Origin of the sequence: Tunturiibacter empetritectus (assembly GCF_014201375.1) — a bacterium.
In the GTDB taxonomy this organism is placed as follows: domain Bacteria; phylum Acidobacteriota; class Terriglobia; order Terriglobales; family Acidobacteriaceae; genus Edaphobacter; species Edaphobacter lichenicola_D.
In genome coordinates, this window is sequence record NZ_JACHDZ010000009.1 from 64138 (window position 1) to 89044 (window position 24907).

At 57.8% G+C, this 24907-nt stretch carries 17 protein-coding genes; 16 read left to right on the top strand and 1 reads right to left on the bottom strand.

Translation table 11 applies throughout. The features are described 5' to 3' along the window. The first annotated feature begins 8 nt into the window (after positions 1 to 8). The 15 genes from ligD (at position 9) to kdpC (ending at position 19685) form a co-directional block, all read left to right on the top strand. On the top strand, positions 9 to 2864 hold the full coding sequence (gene ligD, locus HDF10_RS19770; protein ID WP_183816551.1) for a DNA ligase D: 2856 nt from the start codon (positions 9 to 11) through the stop codon (positions 2862 to 2864). A 143-nt stretch (positions 2865 to 3007) separates the two neighbouring features. Beyond that, positions 3008 to 4267 carry an efflux RND transporter periplasmic adaptor subunit gene (locus HDF10_RS19775; RefSeq protein WP_183816553.1) on the top strand — a complete coding sequence of 420 codons (1260 nt, stop codon included), beginning with the start codon at positions 3008 to 3010 and terminating at the stop codon, positions 4265 to 4267. 39 nt (positions 4268 to 4306) lie between these two features. After that, positions 4307 to 5026: an ABC transporter ATP-binding protein gene (locus tag HDF10_RS19780; protein ID WP_183816555.1), complete on the top strand. Its 720-nt coding sequence runs from the start codon at positions 4307 to 4309 to the stop codon at positions 5024 to 5026. Further along, a complete protein-coding gene (locus tag HDF10_RS19785; RefSeq protein ID WP_183816557.1) occupies positions 5023 to 5325 on the top strand; it encodes a hypothetical protein in 303 nt (100 codons plus the stop codon). The genes HDF10_RS19780 and HDF10_RS19785 overlap by 4 nt, the downstream gene beginning before the upstream one ends. A 196-nt stretch (positions 5326 to 5521) precedes the next feature. Continuing rightward, complete coding sequence (locus HDF10_RS19790) at positions 5522 to 8065, top strand: ABC transporter permease (RefSeq protein ID WP_260178036.1); 2544 nt, start codon at positions 5522 to 5524, stop codon at positions 8063 to 8065. A 57-nt stretch (positions 8066 to 8122) separates the two neighbouring features. Further along, on the top strand, positions 8123 to 8830 hold the full coding sequence (locus HDF10_RS19795; RefSeq protein ID WP_183816559.1) for an ABC transporter ATP-binding protein: 708 nt from the start codon (positions 8123 to 8125) through the stop codon (positions 8828 to 8830). Next, complete coding sequence (locus HDF10_RS19800) at positions 8827 to 10734, top strand: TolC family protein (RefSeq protein WP_311732836.1); 1908 nt, start codon at positions 8827 to 8829, stop codon at positions 10732 to 10734. The genes HDF10_RS19795 and HDF10_RS19800 overlap by 4 nt, the downstream gene beginning before the upstream one ends. 19 nt (positions 10735 to 10753) lie before the next feature. Further along, entirely contained in the window at positions 10754 to 12160 is a 1407-nt protein-coding gene (locus HDF10_RS19805; RefSeq protein WP_183816561.1) for a sigma-54-dependent transcriptional regulator, read from the top strand. A 46-nt stretch (positions 12161 to 12206) separates the two neighbouring features. After that, complete coding sequence (locus HDF10_RS19810) at positions 12207 to 13565, top strand: sensor histidine kinase (protein ID WP_183816563.1); 1359 nt, start codon at positions 12207 to 12209, stop codon at positions 13563 to 13565. 125 nt (positions 13566 to 13690) lie between these two features. Beyond that, the gene (locus HDF10_RS19815; protein WP_183816565.1) at positions 13691 to 14548 is read left to right on the top strand and encodes a DUF1003 domain-containing protein; all 858 of its coding nucleotides are present in this window, start codon (positions 13691 to 13693) and stop codon (positions 14546 to 14548) included. Between the two features lie 408 nt (positions 14549 to 14956). Further along, entirely contained in the window at positions 14957 to 15166 is a 210-nt protein-coding gene (locus tag HDF10_RS19820) for a hypothetical protein (RefSeq protein ID WP_183816601.1), read from the top strand. Further along, the gene (kdpF, locus tag HDF10_RS21505) at positions 15163 to 15249 is read left to right on the top strand and encodes a K(+)-transporting ATPase subunit F (protein WP_179583160.1); all 87 of its coding nucleotides are present in this window, start codon (positions 15163 to 15165) and stop codon (positions 15247 to 15249) included. The genes HDF10_RS19820 and kdpF overlap by 4 nt, the downstream gene beginning before the upstream one ends. 15 nt (positions 15250 to 15264) lie before the next feature. Then, positions 15265 to 17040, top strand: coding sequence for a potassium-transporting ATPase subunit KdpA (kdpA, locus tag HDF10_RS19830; protein ID WP_183816567.1), 1776 nt, complete (start codon positions 15265 to 15267; stop codon positions 17038 to 17040). Positions 17041 to 17060: 20 nt separating this feature from the next. Then, positions 17061 to 19100 carry a potassium-transporting ATPase subunit KdpB gene (kdpB, locus tag HDF10_RS19835; protein WP_183816569.1) on the top strand — a complete coding sequence of 680 codons (2040 nt, stop codon included), beginning with the start codon at positions 17061 to 17063 and terminating at the stop codon, positions 19098 to 19100. A 9-nt stretch (positions 19101 to 19109) separates the two neighbouring features. Continuing rightward, the gene (gene kdpC, locus HDF10_RS19840; RefSeq protein WP_183816571.1) at positions 19110 to 19685 is read left to right on the top strand and encodes a potassium-transporting ATPase subunit KdpC; all 576 of its coding nucleotides are present in this window, start codon (positions 19110 to 19112) and stop codon (positions 19683 to 19685) included. Positions 19686 to 20171: 486 nt separating this feature from the next. On the opposite strand, the gene HDF10_RS19845 is transcribed toward kdpC, so the two are convergent. Further along, positions 20172 to 21746: a carboxylesterase/lipase family protein gene (locus tag HDF10_RS19845; RefSeq protein WP_183816572.1), complete on the bottom strand. Its 1575-nt coding sequence runs from the start codon at positions 21744 to 21746 to the stop codon at positions 20172 to 20174. 475 nt (positions 21747 to 22221) lie between these two features. Between HDF10_RS19845 and HDF10_RS19850 the strand changes: the two genes are divergently transcribed. Next, entirely contained in the window at positions 22222 to 24774 is a 2553-nt protein-coding gene (locus tag HDF10_RS19850) for a glycoside hydrolase family 31 protein (RefSeq protein ID WP_260178037.1), read from the top strand. Positions 24775 to 24907 lie beyond the last annotated feature (133 nt).

Consider the following 24907-nt stretch of genomic DNA (forward strand, 5'->3'; position numbering starts at 1 on the left):
AGCGTGCTATGGCTACGAAGAAGATAGCCAAGACGAAGCCTGCGGTGTCGGCTGCGGACGCCGTGGATGAGCAGCTTGGACTCTATCGCTCGATGCGGGACTTTCAGGTTACGGGGGAGCCTAGCGGGTCGGCGAAGAAGAAGTTTTTTAATGATCAGCCTCTGCCGTTCGTGATTCAGAAGCATGCGGCTACGCGGCTGCACTATGATTTTCGGCTTGGGTGGAACGGGGTATTGAAGAGCTGGGCGGTGGCGAAGGGGCCGAGTTACGTCACGGCAGATAAACGGCTGGCGGTGCAGGTCGAAGATCATCCGATCGACTATGGGGGCTTTGAGGGGATTATTCCGAAGGGCCAGTACGGCGGCGGCACGGTGATGGTGTGGGACCAGGGGACGTGGGAGCCGCAGGCGGGACACACCGATGTGGATGAGGGGCTGCGTACTGGGTCGCTGAAGTTCATCCTGCATGGGACGAAGATGAAGGGGAAGTGGGCGCTGATTCGCATGGGGGGGAAGGCCGCGAATGAGAGTAAGCCGAACTGGTTGCTGATTAAAGAGCATGATGACTTCGAGCGGACGCAGGGGGAGGCAGCCGTAACGGACGCGGAGCCAAATAGCGTGGTGACGGGGCGGAGTCTCGAGGAGATTGCGCGGAGTGAAGATCACGTTTGGAACTCAAAGGAGACGGCACGGGGGAATGCGTGGTATCGAAAGGACGCTGGGGCTGTGGGTGCGAGGGAGGTTGTTGCGGAGAAAGTCGCGCCTGAGGCGGTATCTGCGGATAAGGCGTCTTCTGGTAAGAGCGTGGAGGCTCGCAAGGCGAAGGGTGTTGCCAGGGAGTTGAAGGTGCCGGCGGGTGCGCCGAAGGAACGACTTCCGGAGTTTATTACGCCAGAGCTGGCGTTGCAGGCTACGACGCCGCCTAGTGGGGCGGGATGGCTGCATGAGTTGAAGCTGGATGGCTATCGCATTCAGGCTCGCAAGGATGGTGACAGGGTTCAGCTGCTGACGCGGACGGGGCTCGATTGGACTCATCGGATGAAGACGATTGCGGCTCTGGTGGGAGAGTTGCCGGTGGAGCGGGTGATTCTTGATGGCGAAGTTGTGGTGCTGGCAGAGAACGGTACTACGAGCTTTGCGGATCTGCAGGCGGCGTTTCAGGAGGGAGTGAAGAAGCCGCTTAGTTACTTTGCGTTTGATCTGCTTCATCTGAACGGGCACAACCTGCGGGGGCTTCCTCTGGTTGGGCGAAAGGCGCTGCTTGCCACGCTTCTGGAGGGCGAGGACGGGTTTCTGCGTTTCAATGAACATTTGGAGTCGGATGGCAGGGTGATCTTTGAAAAGGCTTGCGAGATGCATGTTGAGGGGATCGTCTCGAAGCGCGCTGCCAGCAAATACTCGAGCGGGAGGGGTGGAAGCTGGCTGAAGATGAAGTGCGTTCATGAGCAGGAGTTCGTGATCGGCGGGTTTACTCTGCCTTCGAATGGGAGCCACGGGGTTGGGGCTTTGCTGCTGGGGTACTACGATGGCGGGAAGCTGATCTATGCAGGCCGGACTGGCACCGGCTTTACGGAGAAGACTCATCGTGTGCTGCGCAATCAGTTGGAAGAGCTGCGGGAGAAGGAGAATCCGTTTGAGAATCCTCCGGCTGAGGCGCGTCGGGGAGCGAACTGGGTGAGGCCGGAGCTGGTGGCGCAGGTGAACTTTGCGACGTGGACTGCGGACAATCTGGTGCGGCAGTCTTCGTTCAAAGGGCTGCGAGAGGATAAGCCTGCGAACGAGGTTCGACGAGAGGAGCTGACCGTTGCGGCCAGGGTGCGGGGAACGAAGAGCGCTTCGCATACTGCGTCTGTAGCGATTGCGGCGAAGACTGCTTCTGCAGAGGCGGCTGCTGCGAAAGCGGCTACTCGGAAAGCGGTTGCTGCGAAGGCGGCTGCTGCGCAGGATTCGACGAAGGCGGGCTTGGAGCATGCGCCGGTGCGGTTGACGCATCCTGAGAAGGTTTTGGATGTGGAGACGCAGCTTACCAAGCAGCAGCTGGCTGATTATTACTGGGCGATTGCGTCGCATATGTTGCCGTATATCGAGGGCCGTCCGGTGTCGCTGGTGCGTTGTCCGGATGGGAGCGAGAAGCCGTGTTTTTATCAAAAGCATGTGAACGCGATGGTGCCTCCGGGGATCACGGCGGTGAATGTGCCGGACAAGAAGACGGGGGAGATGGAGCCGTACATTACGCTCTCTACGGCGGAGGCGCTGGCGGGGCTTGCGCAGATGGGTGTGCTGGAGGTGCATCCGTGGGGATCGCGCAATGATGATCTTGAGCACCCGGATCGGATCATCATCGATCTTGATCCGGATGCTGCGATTGCGTGGCCGAGGCTGGCTGAGAGCGCTGGGGAGGTTCGTAGAGAGCTTGCGGAGCTTGGGTTGGAGAGCTTTTTGAAGAGCACGGGGGGCAAGGGGCTGCATGTGGTGATTCCGTTTGAGCCTGAGTATGACTGGGTGGTGATCAAGCAGTTTGCCCATGCGTTTGTGTTGAAGATGGAGAAGGATCAGCCGGGCCAATATCTGACGAAGATGAGCAAGGCGGCGCGGAAGGACAGGATCTTTCTGGACTACCTGCGGAATGAACGTGGCGCGACGGCGGTGGCGGCATTCTCTCCTCGGGCGCGCGCGGGGGCTGCGGTTTCGCTGCCGCTTGACTGGAGTGAGCTGAAGTCGGCGGAACGGACTGTTGTTCGTGTTGCGGAGTTCGAGCAGTGGCGCGGGCGGTTGAGTCGCGATCCGTGGAAGCAGTTTTTCAAGTTGCGGCAGCGGATTACGCCGAAGATGTTGGAGGCTTTGAAGATATCGCCGACAGCGTGAGTGTGCTTGGCTAGTACGGAAATCCCTGTTCGATAATGGACAGTTTGTTTCGATTGCGGACGTGGGGTGTTGTGCGATGTGCTCTAAGTGATTGAAAGCATTTGATGGAGGATGGCCTTGCGCTTGCTACTAGACATCGCGCAATGGATATCTCCAGACCAGATATAAAGCAGAAGAAGATGCGTCGGCAGTGGATCGCAGGTGGCTGCGCCGTGGTGGTGCTTGCGGCGATTGGTTTTTTTGTGACGCGGTTGAAGCCTGCGGCGCCTGAGGTCGATCGGGCTACGGTGTGGACCGACACAGTGAAGCGCGGGCCGTTGCTGCGGCAGGTGCGCGGGCCGGGTTCGCTGGTTCCGCGGGAGGACAAGATTCGGCTGATTCCCTCGGAGACCGAAGCGACGGTGGTGAGGATTCGTGTGCTGCCGGGCGCGAAGGTTGAGCCGGACACGATTCTGATGGACCTGGTCGATCCGCAGCTGCAGCAGGAGTTGCTGGACGCGCAGCTGCAGATGAAGGGCGCAGAGGCGGACTACATCAATACGCGCGCGAAGGTGCAGAGCGATTTGATGGATCAGAAGGCCGCGGCGGCGACGGTGGGAGCCGATCATAATCAGGCTCAGCTGCAGGCGCAGACGGATAAGTCGTTGTTTGATCTGGGCGTGATCAGCGGGTTGACCTACAGTGCATCGAAGGGCAAGGCCGATGAGCTGACGACACGGAACGATCTTGAGAAGCAGCGGCTTACGTTGAATGAGAAGGCGATCGAGACGCAGCTTGCGGTGCAGCAGACCAAGGTGGATCAGGCGAAGGCGCTGCTTGGTTTGAAGCAGAAGCAGCTGGATGCGTTGAGTGTGCGGGCGGGGATCAGTGGTGTGCTGGTGGAGTTGCCGCATCAGGTGGGCGAGCATGTGGCTCCTGGGACGACGCTGGCGAAGGTGGTGCAGCCGGACCAGCTGAAGGCGAGTTTGAAGATTGCGGAGACGCAGGCACGCGATATTCAGATTGGGCAGCCGGCGGAGGTTGATACGCACAACGGCGTGATCAATGGCAAGGTGACGCGAATTGATCCGGCGGTATTGAACGGAACGGTGACGGTTGACGTAGAACTCGCTGGCGCTCTGCCGCAGGGCGCTCGACCGGACTTGAGTGTTGACGGAACGATCGATCTGGATCGCATGACGGATGTGCTGTATGTGGGACGTCCGGCGTTTGGGAATGAGAACAGCACGATTAGTTTGTTCAAGCTGGGACCGGATGGGAAGACGGCGGTGAGGGTTCCGGTGAAGGTTGGGCGGGCCTCGGTAAACAGCATTCAGGTGCTGGAAGGATTGCAGGAAGGCGATACGGTGATTCTGTCGGACATGAGCCGGTGGGATAACACGGATCGAATTCGCTTGAACTAGACAGAGCCCAGGCGACGGCCGGGATAAAGGAGAGCAGGAATGGCGACGGACACGATGATTCAGATTGAGGACTTGAAGAAGATTTTTTATACGGACGAGATTGAGACGCATGCGCTGTCGGGTGTGCATTTGAATATCAATCGCGGGGAGTATGTGGCGATGTCCGGGCCGTCGGGGTGCGGGAAGTCTACGCTGCTGTCGATCATCGGGTTGCTGGATACGCCAACGGGCGGACGGTACACGCTGAACGGCAAGGAAGTCGCCAACCTGAACTTCGCGGATCGCTCGCGGATTCGGAACCAGGAGATTGGGTTTATCTTTCAGAGCTTCAATCTGATTGGCGATCTGACGGTTGCGGAGAATGTGGAACTGCCGCTGACCTATCGCGCGGGGATGCCGGCGACGGAGAGGAAGAAGAGGGTGCAGGATTCGCTGGAGCGCGTGAATATGGCGCACCGGATGCGGCACTATCCTGCGCAGTTGTCGGGTGGTCAGCAGCAGAGGGTGGCGGTGGCGAGAGCGCTGGCGGGTTCGCCGTCGATTCTGCTGGCCGATGAGCCTACGGGGAATCTTGATTCGAAGAATGGCGAGGCTGTGATGAAGCTGCTGCAGGAGTTGCATGCAGAGGGCGCGACGATCTGCATGGTGACGCACGATCCGCGGTTTGCGGCACATGCGGAGCGGCAGGTGCATCTGTTTGACGGCAAGGTAGTGGCGGAGGGTGAGCTGAATCGGCTGTTAGCGGAGGTAGAGGGATGATGGCACTGATCGAGGACATGCGTCTGTTTCTTAGGCAGATGTGCGAGGCGATTGGGATGTCGGGAACGACGGCTAACGTGGTGCCGGTGGTTTTGCTTGGCGTCGCGTTGAACGTTGCTGCGCTAGGCGTGGTGGCGAGTGTGCGGACAGGGAGACAGCCGGCATGCCAGAGGACGACGCTGCGGGCCGCGGCGCAGACGGAGTGGAAGGTAGTGCGGACGGTGGTTTCAACGATGAAGGCGATCGGCCAGGCGCAACGCAGATTGTGTGCGGCGAGCGAGTGGGTTGAGAGCCTTTAGCGAGAGGTCGGAGCGGCGAGGTCGGAGCGAGTGTGTGCCGCTCTGCTGTCGCGAGTGATGTTACTCGATGAGGCGTTTTACGGCTTCGAGCAAAAGGCAGAGGTTGGTTTTCTGGCCGCCAAGGTGCAACAACGAAGGCGCTGATTCGTGAAGTTGCCGTTTGGACGTGGCGCAATCGAATGGAATGGAGCTAGGGATGAACGGGTTGATGCAGGATGTCAGGTATGCACTGCGACAGTTGCGAAAGGCGCCGGGATTTACTTTGACGGCGGTTCTGACGCTTGCGCTTGGGATCGGCGCGAACGCCGCGATCTTTACGCTGGTGCATGCGGTGCTGCTGCAGAATCTGCCTGTGAGCGATCCGAAGGCGCTGGTGCGTCTGGGCGATAAAGATGATTGCTGCGTGATGGGAGGGCGGCCCGAGAACGAAGACTACTCCCTGTTTTCCTACGATTTGTATCGGCACTTGCGCGATAGCACTTCTGAGTTTGAGCAACTGGCGGCGATGCAGGCGGGGATAGGTCAAGGTGCTCTGACAGCGCGGCGGGGATCGAGCAACAGCTTGTCGAAGGCCTCCTCCAGTGAGTTTGTTTCGGGGAACTACTTTGAAACCTTCGGCCTTCAGCCTTATGCGGGAAGACTTCTGCTGCCCTCTGACGATGTGGCGGGAGCGCCGATGGCTGCGGTGCTGAGCTACGGGGCCTGGCAGCGTGATTACGCGATGGACCCCTCCGTGGTGGGCAGCACGTTCCAATTGAATACGCATCCTGTGACTGTGGTGGGGATCACGCCACCTTCTTTCTATGGGGATCGGATGAGCGATACGCCGCCGGATTTTTTTCTTCCGTTGACGATGGAGCCGATTCTCGATCCGGGCGCGTTGCTGAATCGTCCGGAAGCGAGCTGGCTCTATGTCCTTGGCCGCGTGAAGCCTGGTACGCAGATCGGACGGCTGCAAGAGAAGATGAGCGGGCTGTTGCGGGACTGGCTGGTTCCGCTAAAGGCGTACCAGAGTGCGGACGGAAAGAAGGCGCTGCCGAAGACACATCTGGTTTTGACGCCGGGTGGGGTTGGGATTGCGAATATGCAGACGGAGTACAGAAGCGGATTGCAGCTTCTGATGGGGATATCCGGTCTGGTGCTGCTGATTGCCTGCGCGAATATTGCGAACCTGGTTTTGGTGCGTGGGATGGCGCGGCGGGCAGAGACCTCGATTCGTATGGCGCTCGGTGCGGCACGAAAGAGAATTATTCGCCAGATGCTAACTGAGAGTGTGGTGCTGGCGTGCCTGGGGGGTGTGGCTGGACTTGCGGTGGCGTATGCGGGGACGAAGATGTTGTTGACGCTAGCGTTTCCCCATGCCACCGGTCTGCCGATTCACGCGACTCCTTCGTTGCCGATGCTGGGATTTGCGTTTGGGTTGTCACTGCTGACTGGGTTGATCTTTGGGATCGCGCCGGCGTGGATTACCTCTCACTCAGAGCCTGCGGTGTCTTTGCGTGGCACGAATCGGTCGACGCGGGACAGCGCTTCTTTGCTGCAGCGGTCGTTGGTGGTGACGCAGGCGGCTCTGTCGCTGGTGTTGTTAGTGGGGGCCGGTCTTCTGACGAGAAGCTTGAATAAGCTCGAGCATCAGAACTTTGGATTGCAGACTGAGAATAGGGTGGTGATCCATATCAGTCCCGATAATGCGGGTTATAAGCCGGACCAGTTGCAGGCTCTCTATGGAGAGATACTGGATCGCTTCCGAGCGCTGCCGGGAGTTGAACGAGTGGGGTTGTCGCTTTACACTCCGCTCGAAGGAGACAACTGGGGCGAGGGCGTAACGATACAGGGGCGGCCTGAGCCTGGGCGGAACGATCATGTCGGTGCGTCGTGGGATCGTGTGACGCCGGATTTCTTCCAGGTGATCGGACAAAAGATTTTACGTGGGCGCGGAATTACGGATCAAGATACCGGGACTGCGCCGATGGTGGCTGTTGTGAATGAGACTTTCGTGAAGAAGTTTTTTCCGAATGGTGAAGATCCGATTGGCGTTCACTTCGGTCTGGATGGTGTGAAGAGCGCGGGGGAGATAGAGATCGTCGGCGTGGTGTCGGATGTGAAGTATATGAATCCGCGTGAGGCGGTTCGGGCGATGTACTTCCGGCCGTTTATACAGCATGCTCCACTGTCGGACAATCTGGATGTGCGGTCGCTCTTCGCGGGGGCGGTTATGCTGAAGATGAGAGGGCCATCGGATGGTTTGGAGGTGCAGGTGCGCCGGACACTTGCGAATATCAATCCGAATCTGACAGTGGTTAACTACAACACCTTTGGCAGTCAGATTGAGGGCCAGTTCAGCCAGGAGAAGTTGATTGCGCGGTTGACGTTGATGTTTGGCGTGCTGGCGCTGGTGCTGGCTTCGGTTGGTCTGTATGGCGTGACGGCTTATACCGTTGTGCGGCGAATGCCTGAGATTGGGATACGGATGGCGCTTGGCGCGGGACGCGGCAGCGTGGTGAGCATGGTGTTGCGTGAGGCCATGCTGCAGGCGGGGATTGGGCTTGCGATCGGGTTGCCTGTTGCGTTGCTGTGCGTGCGCTTTCTAAAGACGCAACTGTATGGAACGGGCGGACAGGATCCTCTCGTCCTTGCGGGAGCAGTTGTGGTGCTGATCGTTTCTGCTTGTGTTGCGGGGTTGATCCCGGCGCGGCGTGCGGCTTCGACTGATCCGGTCAAAGCATTGAGGGCTGAATAGCAGAGAGACGCGGCTATCGCGATTTGAACCAACGGAAGTTTGTGGATGGAGTGAAGAATGATTGAGTTGAAACAGCTGGAGCGGAGTTATAAGACGGGTCACACCGAGACGTGGGTGCTGCGACGAATCAATCTCACCATCCGTGAAGGTGAATTTGTAACCGTGATGGGTCCGTCCGGCGCGGGAAAGTCTTCGCTGTTGAATGTGCTGGCGATGCTGGACGATCAGTGGAGGGGAGAGTTTTACTTTGCCGGCGATGCCGTTCATGCGATGAACCGCAAACAGAGGGCTGAACTGGCGCGGCGACGAATTGGGATGGTGTTTCAGAGCTACCACCTCCTGGACGATCTGACGGTGGCGGAGAATATCGATCTGCCTTTGTCATACAAAGATATTCCGAAGCCGGAGCGGCAGGCTCTTGTTGCGGATACGTTGGACCGATTCAACATTGTAGGCAAGAAGGATCTGTTCCCGAACCAGCTCTCTGGCGGACAACAGCAGTTGGTGGGCATTGCGCGGGCAGTCATTCACAAGCCGGATCTTTTGCTGGCCGATGAACCGACGGGCAACCTGCATTCGGAGCAGGCCAAGGAGATTATGCAGTTGTTTCGCAGATTGAATGAAGAAGGAACGACTGTGGTGCAGGTGACGCATTCGGAGACGAATGCAGAGTATGGCACGCGGACGATTGAGTTGCGAGATGGATGGCTTTCTCGGGATACGGCGGGACTTGTAGCAGCTGAAGGGGCGGGGGTGCGAGCGTGAAAGGAAGTTCACTGCTTCGGTGCTTCGGCCTGGTTGTGTTGTTGGAGGCGCCTTTGCTGGCGCAGGTGCAGCAGGCTATGGTGGCTCAGACACCGGCGCCGGCGCAACCTGCGTTGCGGCTGGATATTCCGCACTCTGATAACCCGCTGAATACGTACCGGGCAACGCTTGTGCCGAAGCCGAATCTAGCGAACTCGCCACGGATTGACGCGCTGGTGAAGGACGGAATTCTTGAGTTGAGTTTGAAGGATGCGATCTCCCTGGCGTTGGAGAACAATCTTGACATTGCGATCGCTCGATACAACATTCCGATTGCTGCTGCGGACGTTTTGCGTACGCAGGCGGGCGGCTCGTTTCGTGGAGTCAACACCGGTGTGGTGCAGAATACGCCCGGGGGAGGTGTAGGCGGCTTTGGTTCAGGATCGAGCGGGGCCGGCGCTGGTGGCACATCGGGAGGCGCTGGCGGTGCGGGTTCGGGTGCATCGGGCCTTGTTTCCTCGACGCTTGGTGCAGGTACGACTGTGTCCTCCTATGATCCCGCGCTCACAGGGACGTTCAGTATTGAGCACTATGCGGAGCCGTTGTCGAATACGATCGTCTATGGAGTTCCGCAGCTGCAGCAGAATACGACGACGGGAAATGTTGGGTATGCGCAGGCTTTTCCTACGGGAACTTCGATCTCGGCGGTCTTCGATAACAGTCGCGGAACCACAAACAGCCCGGAGAGCTTTCTCGTCCCGACGCTGAACTCGTACTATCACTTCGCAATACAACAGCAGCTGCTTGCAGGCTTCGGCCTTGGACCGAACCTGCGGTTTCTGAGAATCGCCAAAAACAATCAGCGAATTTCGGATGAGGCGTTCAAGTTGCAAGTCGTGACGACGGTGACCCAGATTGCGAATATGTACTGGGATCTGGTGGCCGCATACGAAGATGAAGGCGTCAAGAGCCGTTCGCTCGAGTTTGCCCGTCAGGCGCTGGAGAGTGGGCGCAAGCAGCTTGCGCTACAAGCGATTCCTGCGATGGATGTGATGAAAGACGAGGCAGAGGAGGCTAGCCGCGAGCAGGATTTGACGATTGCGAAGACGACGTTGCAGTTTCAGGAGTTGCTGATTAAGAACGCGCTGACGAAAAATCTGGACGATCCGATTCTGGAGGCGATGCCGGTGCGGCCGACGGATCAGAGCACGATGACGGACGCGACTCCGCAGGGTCCGACTGAAGATATGGCGGCGCGGGCGCTGAAAGATCGGCTGGAGTTGGGGGAGTCTGATATTGATCTAGAGAACAGACGGCTGAGCCGGGATGCGGCGCGTAATGCTTTGCTGCCTACGGTTGCGTTGACGGCATACTATGGCGGCTCGGGGCTGGCCGGGTTGCAAAACCCTGCGTCGGGCACCATCTCAACTAAGCCCCTGGACTTTGCCGGAGCGTTGCAGACTGCTTTCAATAACAGCGCTCCTGATTATTATGTTGGGTTGACGGTTAATATTCCTCTGCGAAATCGAGTGGCGAAGTCGGACCAGTATCGCGCGGAATTGGAGACGAGACAGTCTGAGTTGCGGTTGGAGCAGTTGAAGAAACAGATTCGGATCGAGGTTCGAAACGCGCAATATGCGCTGGAGCAGAGTGAGGCGCGGGTGGTTTCTGCGCGCAAAGGACGCGACCTGGCACAGAAGACCTTCGACATAACTGCCAAGGAACAGGAGCTGGGCGCGGGGTCGAACTATCAGACTCTTACTGCACGGCGTGATCTGGCGGCGGCGGAGTCTACGCTGGTTGCAGCGATGACGGCGTATCAAAAGGCTAAGATTGAAGTGGATCGCGCTGTCGGCTCGACCTTAGAAGCAAACGATATTTCGATAGAATCGGCGAAGACGGGTATAGCCCCGAGCGGGCAGTAGCGCGCAGAAGCAGGTCACCATGTTGGCGGAGCGGATTGATAAGAAGGAGTCGGGTGCGGAAGATGCGGAGGCGTCGTGCAGGCTCCTGATTGCAGACGACCAGCCGCATATTCTGGAGGCGCTGCGACTGCTGCTGAAGCCGGAGGGGTACCAGTTGGAGATGGTGCGAACGCCGGCGCTGGTGCTGGACGCGCTCGCGCATGAGAGCTTCGACGGCGTGTTGATCGATCTGAACTACACGAGGGATACGACCTCGGGCCAGGAGGGTTTGGATCTCGTGACTCGAGTGAAGGAGATCGACGCGCAGCTGCCGGTGGTGGTGATGACGGCGTGGGGCAATATCGATCTTGCGGTGGAGGCGATGCGCCGTGGTGCGGGAGACTTCATTCAGAAGCCATGGGAGAATGCGCGGTTGCTGAGTATTCTGCGGACGCAGATGGAGCTGCATCGGAGTCAGAAAAAGATGCGGTGGCTGGAGGCGGAGAATCGCATCCTGCGTGCTCCGGGTGCGCCGGACTTCATCGCTGCTGCGGCTTCGATGCGGCCAGTGCTGGAGACGATGGCGCGGGTGGGTCCGTCGGACGCGAATGTGTTGATTACCGGGGAGCATGGCACGGGGAAAGAGGTTGTGGCGCAGACGCTGCATCGCTTGTCCTCGCGTGTGGAGCGAACGCTGGTGGCTGTGAATACTGGCGCGCTGCCTGAGGGAACCTTCGAGAGCGAGTTGTTTGGCCATGTGAAGGGAGCGTTTACCGATGCTCGAACGGACCGTATCGGGCGATTCGAATTGGCAAGCGGCGGGACGCTTTTTCTCGATGAGATTGCGAATATTCCGGTGCGGCAGCAGGCGAAGCTGCTGCGCGTGCTGGAGACCGGTGAACTGGAGCGGGTAGGTTCTTCGAAGACGCAGAAGGTGGATGTGCGCATGCTCTCTGCGACCAATGCGGATCTGCGAGCGGAGTGCGCGGCGGGACGCTTTCGGGAAGATCTGCTGTTTCGGTTGAACACGGTCGAGATCAGTCTGCCGCCGTTGCGGGAGCGGCGTGAGGATATTCCGGCGTTGGCGGGGCACTTTATGGCGCGATACGCTGAACGATATCGAAGACAGATTCAGGGCCTGGAGCCGACTGCGCTTCAGATGATGTTGCAGTATGGCTGGCCGGGCAACGTGCGTGAGCTGGATCATACGATTGAACGCGCGGTCTTGATGGCTCGAGGGACGTTGATTGAACCTGCGGATCTGGGATTGAATACGCAACAGCGGGGCTCGGCGCAGAGCATGGACGATATGAGCCTCGAGGCGGTGGAGGCGATTCTGATTCGCAAGGCGCTTGCCCGTGCAGGTGGTAATGTGAGCCATGCGGCCGATGCGCTTGGATTGAGCAGAGGAGCGCTTTATCGCCGCATCGAAAAATATGGTCTCTGAAGATCCAGACGGGAAGAGATCCGGCGGCAGCACGAGGCTGACCCGCATGCCGCTGGGGCGATCGGCGCGGCGGGTGAGTTTTGAAAAGAGACTGCGCCTTTGGCTTTGCCTCCCCGGGCTGCCGATGCTGGTGCTGTGCTGGCTTCTGTTGCGGCATCATTCGGTGGATGTTCTTCTGCAGAGTATTGTTCTGCTGGGCCTGGCGCTGGGATGGATCTTCGCGGTCTCGGTTTTGATGGAGCAGATCGTTCGGCCGCTGCAGACGCTGGCGAATGTCGTGGCTGCGTTGCGGGAGGATGACTTTTCTTTCCGGGCTCGAGGAGGCCAGAGAAACGACGCCATGGGGGATCTGGCGCTTGAGATCAATCGACTCGCGGGAATGCTGCAGGGGCAACGTGCAAGCGCGTTAGAGGCGATGGCGCTGGTGGAGCGCGTTATGGAGTCGATGCAGTCGCCGGTGCTGGCGTTTGATCCTGAGGGTCGATTGAAGTTGCTGAACGCGGCAGGGGAGCGGGCGTTTGGGTTGCAGGTTCGGACGGCGCTCGGGCACTCGGCTGTGGAGTTGAAGCTGGACCAGCTGCTTGATGTAGCGGATGAAGAGGTGATGTCGCTGGGCAGTGGGCAACAGTCGGTGCGGTGGGTGGTGAAGAGGACTGGCTTCCGGCTGCGCGGTGTGCCGCATACGTTGTTTGTGCTGTCGGATGTGAGCGCTGCTTTGCGGGAGGAGGAGCGGCTTGCGTGGGAGAGGTTGATTCGCGTTCTGGGACACGAGATCAATAATTCGCTGACTCCCATCAAGTCGATTGCGGGGAGTCTGCGTGGCCGACTTGCAGCTTTGGAGAGCGCATCTGGCGAGACCGCTGACTTTGAGAGGGGCCTCGAGGTTATCGAGAATCGCTCCGAGTCGTTGAACCGGTTTCTGCAGGCGTACCGTCAGTTGATGGGTCTGCCGGCGCCGCGGTTGGCTCCGGTCTCTGTGGCGACTTTGGCGCAACGGGCGGCCTTGCTGGAGAGGCGGGTTGCAGTGACGGTGGAGGGTGCGGCAGAAGTTGTTGTGCAGGTGGATGCCGACCATATTGAACAGGCGCTGATTAATCTGGTTCGCAACGCGGCCGATGCTGCGCTTAGCCCAGATCACGCGGGTGGAGTTGATCCCCATGTGGAGATCGTTTGGGCGACAGTTGGCTCGGAGGTTGTGATTGGGGTGGTGGACAACGGTCCTGGGTTGACGAACGCGGGCAATCTGTTTGTTCCGTTTTATACAACCAAGCCGGGGGGGACAGGAATCGGCCTGGTTCTCGCGCAACAGATTGCGCAGGCGCATCGGGGATCGGTGCAGTTGGCTAACCGTACGGACGGCTACACGGGGTGCAGGGCCGACCTTCGGTTGCCGCTTGCCGGATAGCCCTGGTTCGAGGGTTCCCTGCTTCTCCGGTTCTGTATTGCTCTTTTAACAATGGTGGAAGGAAAGGGGGATGCCAAACGCTCGTTCGCCGTGCAAAATAGCACAGGATCAGAACGAGGTGAATGATGGCTTGTAAAGCGGAAGAGCTGAGGCAGATTCCTCTCTTTGCACTGCTTGACGAGGAAGAGATAGCGGTGCTGGCGGCACAGGTTGAGATCAAAAAATTCGCTGCACGCCAACGCATCTACAAGCTGGGCGAACCTGGAAAACATGCCTACGTGATGATGTCTGGCACGGTGCGGGTAACGACGGTGGATCGCGATCATCAGGAGGTGCTGGTGGATGAGCCGCGTGATGGCGAGTTCTTTGGCTTTGCATCGATGCTGGAGGATATACCCCATCAGACCACGGCACTGGCGATGGAGGAGACGACCTGCGTTGAAGTGAGCCGCGACGATATCGCCGCGCTGCTGAAGCAGAAGCCTATGGCGGGGATGGACATGCTAACCGTGGTGAGCCGTCAATTTCATGCGTCCCAGGAGCTTGTGCGGCTTCGAGCCAGTCGCAATTCGAATGACGTGATCGAAGAGGAGATGAGCTTTGGAGACCGGATCGCCGACACGGTGGCGCGATTCGGCGGGTCTTGGACCTTCATTATCTTATTCGGAGCTGTGCTCCTGGTTTATGCTTCGGTGAACATTGTTCTGAAGGGCAGAGCGTGGGACCCCTATCCGTTTATTTTGCTCAATCTGTTTCTATCGATGCTGGCCGCCATCCAGGCCCCAGTTATTATGATGAGTCAGAATCGTCAGGACACGAAAGACCGGGTGCGCGGTGAGTTGGACTACGATGTGAATCTTCGTGCTGAGTCCGAGATTCAGAATCTGTCGAGCAAACTGAATATGCTGACGGAGAAGGTCGGCGATGTTGATGATCTTTTGCGGGAGCATTTGAAGCTGAAGGAACAATGGCCTGGGCGATAACGGCAGAAATAGAAGGCGAATCCGATTGAACGGTTGATCTCGCGTGTGGCAATCCTTCGATGCCTCTACAGCTAGCTCTCTCTCGTCGTATAAGGATTCCGATCCCAATCCGTGGTTGAGCTGAGCGGAAGAGCACAACGACGGCTTGATGCCAACCTTCTTGCAAGCGCTCGAGCTCAAGCGCAAACTTAGCGCGCCGCAAGCCCGATCCAATTTGCAGCAATCAACACGTCGAGGTTACGGTCTTAGATCGTAGATCTCTTTGTATGACTTGCGCTGAATCGGTGACTGCAGGTCAAGTCCGAAGCGCGAACAGATGCAGTCAAAGACCTTGCTTGTTGTTGCCCTCACGGCTCATACGACTTCTTTATGGCCTTTCTACGTCTTCTTTACGTGCCGGCTGCTTGAATGGTGGATGACGCGGGAGCGTGGAAGCTTTCATGGTGTGCCGAAGACCTGATCGATCTCCTGGCGACGGATATGCGTGCGGTGGCTTCAGTTGGAGGCAGGATTATGTGGGATTTGGGATGTGTCGCTGCCAGTGTTTTGTTTTTTCTGATTGCGATTGGCTACACGACAGGATGTGAACGGTTGGGGATGAAGGAGAAGCTGGGATGATCGAGACACTGCTGCTTGGCCTGGTAACCGTGCTGTTACTGATCTATCTGGTTTATGCGCTGCTGCGCCCCGAAAAGTTTTAAGAGGAAGTAGTTATCATGACCGCGAATGGCTGGTTTCAGGTTTTCTTCTTTTTTGCATTGGTATTGGTATGTGCAAAACCACTGGGTTTGTACATGGCTCGTGTCTTCGAGCGCGAACACACCTGGGCGGATGTTATCTTTCGTCCGCTGGAGCGGCTCGTCTATCGCCTGACGGGCATCGATGAAACGCATGAGATGGCTTGGACCGAATATGCGGTTGTCATGTTGCTCTTCAGTCTGGTCTCTATGCTGGCAACGTATGCGATAGAGCGGCTGCAGCAGTGGCTGCCCCTCAATCCTCAGCACCTCGCATCGGTAGCTCCTGATCTTGCGTTGAACACGGCGGCGTCTTTTTCGACGAATACCAACTGGCAGTCCTATGTGCCTGAGACGACGATGAGCTATCTCACCCAGATGCTCACCCTTGCTTACCATAACTTCTTCTCGGCGGCCGTTGGAATGGCGTTGGCGGTTGCACTGATCCGGGGTATTTCGCGACGTGAGTCGAAGACGCTGGGAAATTTCTGGGTTGATGCAACGCGCGCGTCGTTGTGGGTCCTGCTTCCGGGTTGTCTGATCTATGCGCTTCTGCTGGTCTCGCAAGGCGTCGTGCAGAACTTTCGTCCCTACGATCAGGCAAAGCTCGTGCAGGCGCAGACGACAACTGTGACAGGCTCTGATGGCAAGACGACGACACAGACTGTGACGACGCAGAGCATCGCGCAGGGTCCGGTTGCTTCTCAAGAGGCGATCAAGATGCTAGGGACAAATGGTGGAGGGTTCTTCAATACGAACAGCGCGCACCCGTTCGAGAATCCAACGCCTCTTTCTAATCTGATGCAGATGTTCTCGATTTTTCTGATCCCTGCTGGGCTGACAGTGACATTGGGGCGAATGACGCGAGCGCCTAAGCATGGCTGGGCAGTCTTTGCTGCGATGGCTGCGCTCTTTCTTGTCGGTGTCTTTGTGGCGTACTACGCGGAGGCGCAGGCGAATCCACTCCTCCACTCAGTGGATCAGCATGTTTCGACGATGCAGTCCGGCGGCAATATGGAAGGCAAGGAAGTACGGTTCGGTATTGCCAACTCTGCATTGTTTGCGACAGTGACAACGGATGCAAGCTGCGGTGCGGTGAACTCGATGCACGATTCCTTTATGCCACTGGGTGGGCTGGTTCCGATGGTCAACATCATGCTGGGCGAGGTGATCTTCGGGGGCGTCGGAGCTGGGCTCTATGGGATGTTGATCTTTGTTGTGCTGGCGGTATTTATCGCTGGGCTGATGGTTGGGCGAACGCCTGAATATCTCGGGAAAAAGATTGAATCGTATGACGTGAAGATGGCGATGCTGTACGTGCTGATCTTTCCGTTGTCGATCTTAGGATTTTCCGCGGTGTCGTTGATGATGCCGCAACTTGGGCTCTCTTCCTTAGCAAACAACGGACCGCATGGCCTTTCGGAGATTCTATACGCTTACACCTCAGCGACTGGCAATAACGGCTCTGGTTTTGCGGGAATAAATGCGAATACGCATTGGTACAACTTGTCATTGGCCGCAGCGATGTTGATCGGCCGGTTTTTGATGATCGTTCCGATGCTGGCCATTGCAGGTAGTCTGGCGAAGAAGAAGCTGGTTCCTCCGTCGCCAGGAACTTTCCCTGTGCATACACCGTTATTCACGGTGCTTTTGGTGGGCGTTGTTCTTATCGTTGGTGCGCTTACTTTCTTTCCCGCTATCTCGCTCGGTCCTATTCTTGAGCACTTGATGATGCACGCTGGCAAAAGCTTCTAGTCCAGAGAAAACAGATAACCATGGCAAACACTCGCAAACGCTCCTTATGGGACAGTAAAATCGTACGCCGCGCGCTGGTCGACGCATTAGTCAAGCTGAGCCCGCGCACGATGATGAAGAATCCGGTCATGTTCGTTGTTGAGATCGGCAGCGTGATTACTACGATCTATCTGCTTCGCGATAGTCTCTCGCATCGCGGCTCGTTTCAATTTGATCTGCAGATTACGTTGTGGCTCTGGTTCACCGTACTATTCGCAAACTTTGCTGAAGCGATGGCGGAGGGCCGCGGCAAGGCCCAGGCGGATGCGCTGCGGCGTGCGAAGTCGGAGACGACTGCGGTGCGGCTTCGCATGGACGGGAGCACGGAGGAGGTCCCCAGCTCGGATCTTAGGGCGGGGGATCACGTTGTCGTTATCGCCGGCAACATGATTCCCGGTGATGGCGAAGTGATCGAGGGCGTTGCTTCGGTGGATGAGTCGGCGATCACGGGGGAGTCTGCTCCGGTGATTCGTGAGGCTGGCGGCGATCGGTCCGCGGTGACTGGTGGAACGCGGTGTTTGTCGGATCAGATCAAGGTGAAGATCACGTCTAACCCTGGGGAGACGTTTCTGGATCGCATGATTGCGCTGGTGGAAGGCGCGGAGCGGCAGAAGACTCCGAATGAGATCGCTCTGAATATCCTGCTTGCGGGATTGACGATCATCTTCCTGCTGGCTGTGGTGACGTTGCAGCCGATCGCAATCTACTCGACTGCGCCGCAGACGGTGTTCGTGCTGATCTCGTTGTTGGTGTGCCTGATTCCGACTACGATTGGCGGGCTGCTTTCGGCGATTGGGATTGCTGGGATGGATCGTCTGGTGCAGCATAATGTGCTGGCGATGTCTGGCCGCGCGGTGGAAGCGGCGGGTGATGTGAATACGCTTCTGCTGGACAAGACGGGGACGATTACGCTGGGCAATCGTCAGGCTGCGGAGTTTATTCCTGCGCCTGGAGTAAGCAAGGATCAGCTTGCGGATGCGGCGCAGTTGTCGTCGCTTCCGGATGAGACGCCGGAAGGGCGCAGCATCGTTGTGTTGGCCAAGGAGTTGTACGGTCTTCGCGGGCGTGAGTTGAGCGAGTTGCAGGCGGAGTTTGTGCCGTTCAGCGCGGTGACGAGGATGTCGGGCGTAAACCTCGATGGGCGGATTATTCGGAAGGGTTCGACCGATGCGATTGCCGCATTTTTGAAGGAGAATGGCGGAAGTTTACCGAACGAGGTTCGTGCGGCGGTTGAGACGGTTGCTCGCAGTGGGGGGACGCCGCTGGTGGTGGCTGAGAATAGGCAGGCGCTGGGCGTGATCCATCTGAAGGATATTGTGAAGGGCGGGATGAAGGAGCGGTTCGCGCAGCTTCGTTCGATGGGGATTCGCACGATCATGATTACCGGCGACAATCCGCTGACCGCGGCGGCGATTGCGCGTGAGGCCGGTGTTGACGATTTTCTGGCGGAGGCTAAGCCGAAGGACAAGATGGACCTGATTCGCCGGGAGCAGGCTGAGGGCAAGCTGGTCGCGATGACGGGCGATGGAACCAATGATGCTCCTGCGCTGGCGCAGGCTGACGTAGGTGTTGCGATGAACACGGGCACACAGGCGGCGAAGGAGGCGGGGAATATGGTCGACCTCGACTCGAACCCGACGAAGCTGATCGAGATTGTGGAGATCGGCAAGCAGCTGCTGATGACACGTGGTGCGCTGACGACGTTCTCGATCGCGAATGACGTTGCGAAGTACTTTGCGATTATTCCGGCGATGTTTGCTGCTACGTTTCCGGTGTTGAGTGCGCTGAATATTATGCACCTGAAGACACCACAGTCTGCGATTCTCTCGGCGGTGATCTTCAATGCGTTGATCATTGTTGGGCTGATTCCGCTGGCGCTGAGGGGCGTTGGTTATAAGGCGATGTCGGCGGAGGCGTTGTTGCAGCGCAATCTGTTTATCTACGGATTCGGCGGGCTGGTTGCTCCTTTTCTTGGTATCAAGCTCATCGACATCATCATCACTGCCATTCATCTGGCCTGAGGAATTTCTATGCGTCGCAATGTGATCACCGCTGTGCTTTACACCGTTGTTACTACTGTTCTGTTTGGTCTGATCTATCCGTTCGTTGTTACTGGACTGGCGCAGGTGCTGTTCCATGACAAGGCTAACGGGCAGCTTCTTTACCAGGGTGGGCAGCTGGTAGGCTCGCGTCTTATAGGCCAGTTGTTTACGGCTCCGCAGTACTTTCACTCGCGGCCTTCGGAGGCGGGCAATGGATATGATGCTGCCAACTCGAGTGGATCGAATCTTGGACCGACGAACAAGAAGCTGGTCGACCGGGTGGCTGGGGATGTGGCGGCGTTGCAGGTCGATCATCCCGGAACGAACGTGCCGATTGATCTCGTCACGGCTTCTGGATCGGGGCTGGATCCTCACGTTACGCCGGCGGGTGCGGAGTTTCAGGTGGCCCGCGTTGCCAGGGAGCGGCACATGAGCGAGGATACTGTTCGTCGGTTGGTGGCGCAGCATACCGAGGGGCGTCAGCTTGGGTTTCTCGGAGAGCCGCGGGTGAATGTGTTGATGCTAAATCTGGATCTCGATCAGGTAGCTCCTGCGTTAAAGTAGGTGGGGTCCCCCCTCCTATTGCCCGCGCGTAAGCTGCTTGTTATCATAGCTTTGCGCGGAGTCATGGTCGTCAAATAATTCATAATAAATGGGTTGCTTGCAGATTCGTGCAAACAAAAGGGTTATGGGATTAAATGCACGAAGCCCCGGTATTCGCCGGGGCTCCTCTTTATTCATACTTCTATTGTAGCGGTTTGAGGGTAACTCACACGCCACGCGAAAGAGCCGGACTGGCGCGGCTTTTCGTGTTTTTGGGGCTTGACAGGATTTTCCTGGGCTAAGCGTCTTGCGCGGCCAAGGTTTTTTCTATTGCTACGTTACTGCCGCAAACTGAATCGACGGCACTTCTCTGCTAACCCCGTTTTTCCATCCAACCGCATTCATAAACAGAAGCCGACTTTTCAAGACAAACCCTGCTAACTAAGATTCGGTTGCAGTGAAGGAACTCGCAAGCACGGTGCCCGTTGGTGGGATTCCAATAGCGATCTATCGTGAGGGTTCACGAAGGAGAAGACCTGCTTCCGCCGTTGACAGGTATTGATACTTGGCACGGTTCGCATCAGGACTGGCCGTAATGGTTTTGTCCAGATGTATGATGGCGCGCTCCGTGTCATAGCGTGGCCACTCGGGCAAGCCCTTGCCGTTGGGGTCGCCGGTCTTTGCGAAGTTTGTCCAATAGCTAATCATCTGCTGGCTCAGCACGCGGTCTTCCGGCTTCCAAGTCGCTCCCTGCCGCACATCCAACGTTCCGAAGACATACTCCAACTCCGCGGAATGAAATGCTTTCGGGACGGGGTGTAGACGTTCCGGCGGCGAGGGCTCGTCGAAGCTGTAGCGGTACAGCGGCACCTTTCCCGTCGAAGCATCCGCTTCTGCCCACCGCCAGGTGGCTAGTCCAATGAACTGCGCCGTCGTCAAGACGTCCGCAGAGCGGATCGCCTGCTCATCCGTGTCGCCCGGGAACGCCGATAAAAACTCATTCGCACGAACACCGTAATGTTCCGTTGCGTAGGCTTTCCACTTCTCTGCGGTCATGTCCTTGCTCAGCGTTCCCGTCCGTTCTTCTCGATTCCAACCAATGATGGCGGGCACGTGCGCCTGCTGACCGGCAGCGTACGCGTCTGGCGCCGACTGCGGAAGAAACTGGCCGTCCATCACGGGGGAGAAGCCGACGCCCTTGCTGTTTTTCGCTGCATCCAAAATCTTATCTACCGGAAGAGCGCGCAACTCAGCCAGCGTCCTCGCTCCGGTACTTTCAGCCCAAGCCTGATCCCGTTTGCCCCGTTCTGCAAGGCTCCCCATGGGAATGGCACCGTTGAACAAAGCGCCGCTCTCGCCGATCACCTTGTGGAACAGGCCCCGAGCACTGGGCACAACCGTCAATGTGCTCACTGCGAACGAGCCCGCACTTTCGCCGAAAATGGTGACGTTGTTCGCGTCTCCGCCGAAGGCACCGATGTTTGCCTGCACCCATTCGAGCGCGGCCACCATGTCCATCAGGCCGTAGTTGCCGGCGTGACCACTGTTCTCTGCGGCAAGGTCATCCGTAGCAAGAAAACCGAAGACGCCGAGCCGGTAGTTCAGGGTCACCAGCACCACGCCCTGGTCCACTAGCGTCGAGTCCGAGTAGCGCGGCTCAGAACCCGCGCCGGCTATAAAACCACCGCCGTGAATCCAGACCATCACCGGTAGCTTGCTTGCGGGCTTGGCTTTGACAGGCGCGTATACATTCACAAACAAGCAATCTTCTGATGGTCCGGAGTCCTGAAAGATGTAGTCGTCCCAGACGTGCCACTGTTCGCAGCGCGCGCCGAATTTCGTGGCGTCGCGAACCCCCTGCCACGACAGCGCAGGCCGCGGGGCCTTCCAACGCAGGCCGCCGGTCGGCGGTGCCGCATACGGCAGACCGAGGAACGCCTTTCGTGATCCGTTGTGGATCACCTTGCCTGCGGCTTTGCCCTGCGCCGTGGTAGCAATGGGAGCTTGACCGAGGGCAGCGCCGCTGACAAGCAACAATGCGACGCCAACGGCCAGGGTAGTGCGGCGAAGATTCGCATTCACTGGGACGACCTCAAACGCACCTACTATGGCCGCGTCGATCGTAGTCTAACAAACAAAACAACCGAGGAGATGAGTCTGTTCACTGGAGCAGACTTCCATGAGTTGGAGCGACTGAACTGACTGTCAGATGAGCAGATGATCTGATTAAGTAACGAGAAATGCACTTCTCGTCACTTGGCGGAACAGTCGGCATAGCGGACATGCGAGAGTCAGGGCGACACCGTCAGAGACGGTATCTTTGAATGGCCGACCGGCGCGGCCCTCTTAATTCAGCGGCAGCCCCGCGAAAGGCAGCCATGGAAATGACAGAGTGTGGGCCTTGTTTTGTTTCTGTCGGAGTTTGGTTAAGGGAGCGCAGGGAGATTGGGGGCGGAGCCTATCGGGGGCGGAGGTGCATAATGTTGGTTTATGACTTGGGTGTTTTTTTTGAGTCAGATTGCTGCTGCTCTAACCCGTGAATGAGGTTGACGGAACAATGAATGGATTGCGTTTTGGACGGGTTGCTGTCCTGTTGGTTTTGGGCTGCTGCGTGATGAGTGTTCCTGATCTGTCGGCACAGAGTGGAGCGGCCGAGAAGGGCGGTGTGATTTCGCTGACTCGTGCGACGAGTGCGGCGGCGCTGCCGAATGGTTTAGAGCTGAGGGATGGCGAGGCAAGGGTGCAGATCACCGCGCTGCGTGAGGATGTTCTGCGGATTCGAGTTTCGAAGACGGGGAAGATGCCGGAGGATGCGTCGTGGGCTGTGCTTCCGGGGTCGCGAACCAGCTCGGTTGCGACGGCCTATCGCGCGGAGGGAGGCAAGGCAGGTTTTAGTACGAAGGCATTGCAGGTGTCGGTTGACCGCGCCACGCTTGCGGTAACGATCAGCGACACCCACGGAGGCGTTCTGCTCGAGGATGCGCGACCGGTCGAGTTTCATGGCGATCACTTCAGGATTTATAAGAGGATGCCGCCCGAGGAGCACTACTTTGGCCTGGGAGATAAGACGGGGCCGCTTGACCGCAGAGGCGGCGCGTACCAGATGTGGAACACGGATCAGTATCGTTTTCAGGAGAGCAGCGATCCTCTGTATAAAGCGATTCCGTTTTTTATTGCGGATAATGCGGGGAGGTCGTATGGGTTGTTTCTGGACAATACGTGGCGGACGAGCTTTGATTTCGGGAAGGAAGACGCGGAGGCTTACTCGTTTGGGGCCGACGGCGGGCCGGTTGACTACTACTTCATCTATGGTCCGAAGCCGAAGCAGGCGGTGGAGGGGTATGCGTGGTTGACTGGCTTTACGCCGCTGCCTCCGGAGTGGTCGCTGGGCTTTCAGCAGTCGCGCTACTCGTATATGACAGAGGCGCGGGCGCGCGAGGTAGCAGATCGTATGCGCGCCGATCGGATTCCCTGCGATGCGCTTTATCTGGACATCGACTTTCAGGATCGGAATGCTCCGTTTACGGTGAACCAGCAGGCGTTTCCGAAGTTTCCGCAATTTATTCAGGAGTTGAAGGAGAAGCACTTCAACCTGGTGCTGATTACGGATTTGCATATTGCGGATCGCGCGAATCAGGGGTATGCGCCTTACGATTCGGGTGCGGCGGATGATCACTTTGTGAAGAATCCGGATGGGTCGGTGTTTGTGGGCAAGGTGTGGCCGGGGCCGGCGGTGTTTCCTGATTTCACCAGGAAGGATTCGCGGGCGTGGTGGGGGACTCTTTATAAGGAGTTCTATGACGAGGGTGTTGGCGGTTTCTGGAACGACATGAATGAGCCTTCGGTGTTTGAGACGCCATCGAAGACGATGCCGCTGGATGTGGTGCATCGGATCGACGAACCGGGTTTTGTGTCGAGGACGGCGCGTCATGCGGAGATTCACAATGTGTATGGCATGGAGAACTCGCGTGCGACCTACGAAGGCTTGCTTCGGTTGAAGCCGAATCAGCGGCCTTTTGTGTTGACGCGGGCTACCTATGCCGGGGGCCAGCGGTATGCGTCGACGTGGACGGGTGACAACTCGAGTAGCTGGAACCACCTTCGCATGAGTACGCCGATGCTTCTGAACCTTGGACTGAGTGGGTTTTCGATGGCGGGTGATGACATTGGAGGGTATGCGGGTTCGTCAACGCAGGATCTGCTGACGAAGTGGATTGAGGTGGGAGAGTTCAACCCAATCTATCGCGACCACACGGAGAAGTTCACGGCCGATCAGGAGCCGTGGGTAGGTGGAGCTGAGGTAGAGGCGGTTCGGCGCAAGTACATCGAGGATCGGTATCGGTTGATGCCGTATCTCTATACGCTGGCCGAGGAGAACTCGCGCACGGGCGTGCCCATGATGCGGCCGTTGTTTCTGGAGTTTCCTGATGCGACCGCTGACAAGCATCCGCTTGATCTTGATGCTGCGAATCAGTTCATGCTGGGACCGGATCTGTTGATTGCGCCTGCTCCTTATCCGGAGGCGCCGGATAGTTATGCGGTGACTTTTCCGCCGGTCGGTTGGTATGACTATTGGACGGGGGCTAAGGTTGCGGGGAGTGCTCGTGAGGCGGTTGCGGTGAGTACGGGCGCGGCGCTTGGAGTGGGTGCGCTTCAGTCGGTGAAGATTACGCCGCAGGTGGATGTGCTGCCGGTGTTTGTGCGGGCGGGTTCGATACTGCCGTTTGCGCCGCTGGTCGAGAGTACGCAGGAGAAGCCGAATGGGCCGCTGACGCTGAAGGTCTATCCGGGAGAGGGATGCGCGGGCTCACTGTATCAGGATGACGGGATCAGCTTCGCGTATAAGGAGAAGGATTTTCTGCGCGTGGAGTATAGCTGCGAATCGACTCATGATGGCTTGCGTCTTCACGTTGGAGCGCGGGAGGGAAGCTTTCAACCGTGGTGGAACGGGGTGGAGGTGACGATCTTCGGTTGGAATGGCGCGCCGGGGAAGATCACTTATGGCGGCCAGGTGATTGCGGACTCTCGGTTCGATGGGGTGGCGCACTCACTTACGGTTGTGTTGTCGGAGAGGGCTGAAGGCGGGGTGCTGGAGATCGGCGGGAGGTAGTTTGATTCTTTTGCGAGATGTCCTGCCGGACGGGCCCACTTCGCTTGCCACCCGACGAACGAAGACCTGTTCGTGGGGACCCCGATTCGGGCGGTCACTTCGTGACTTGTATACCTTTTCCGGGTGGGGTGGG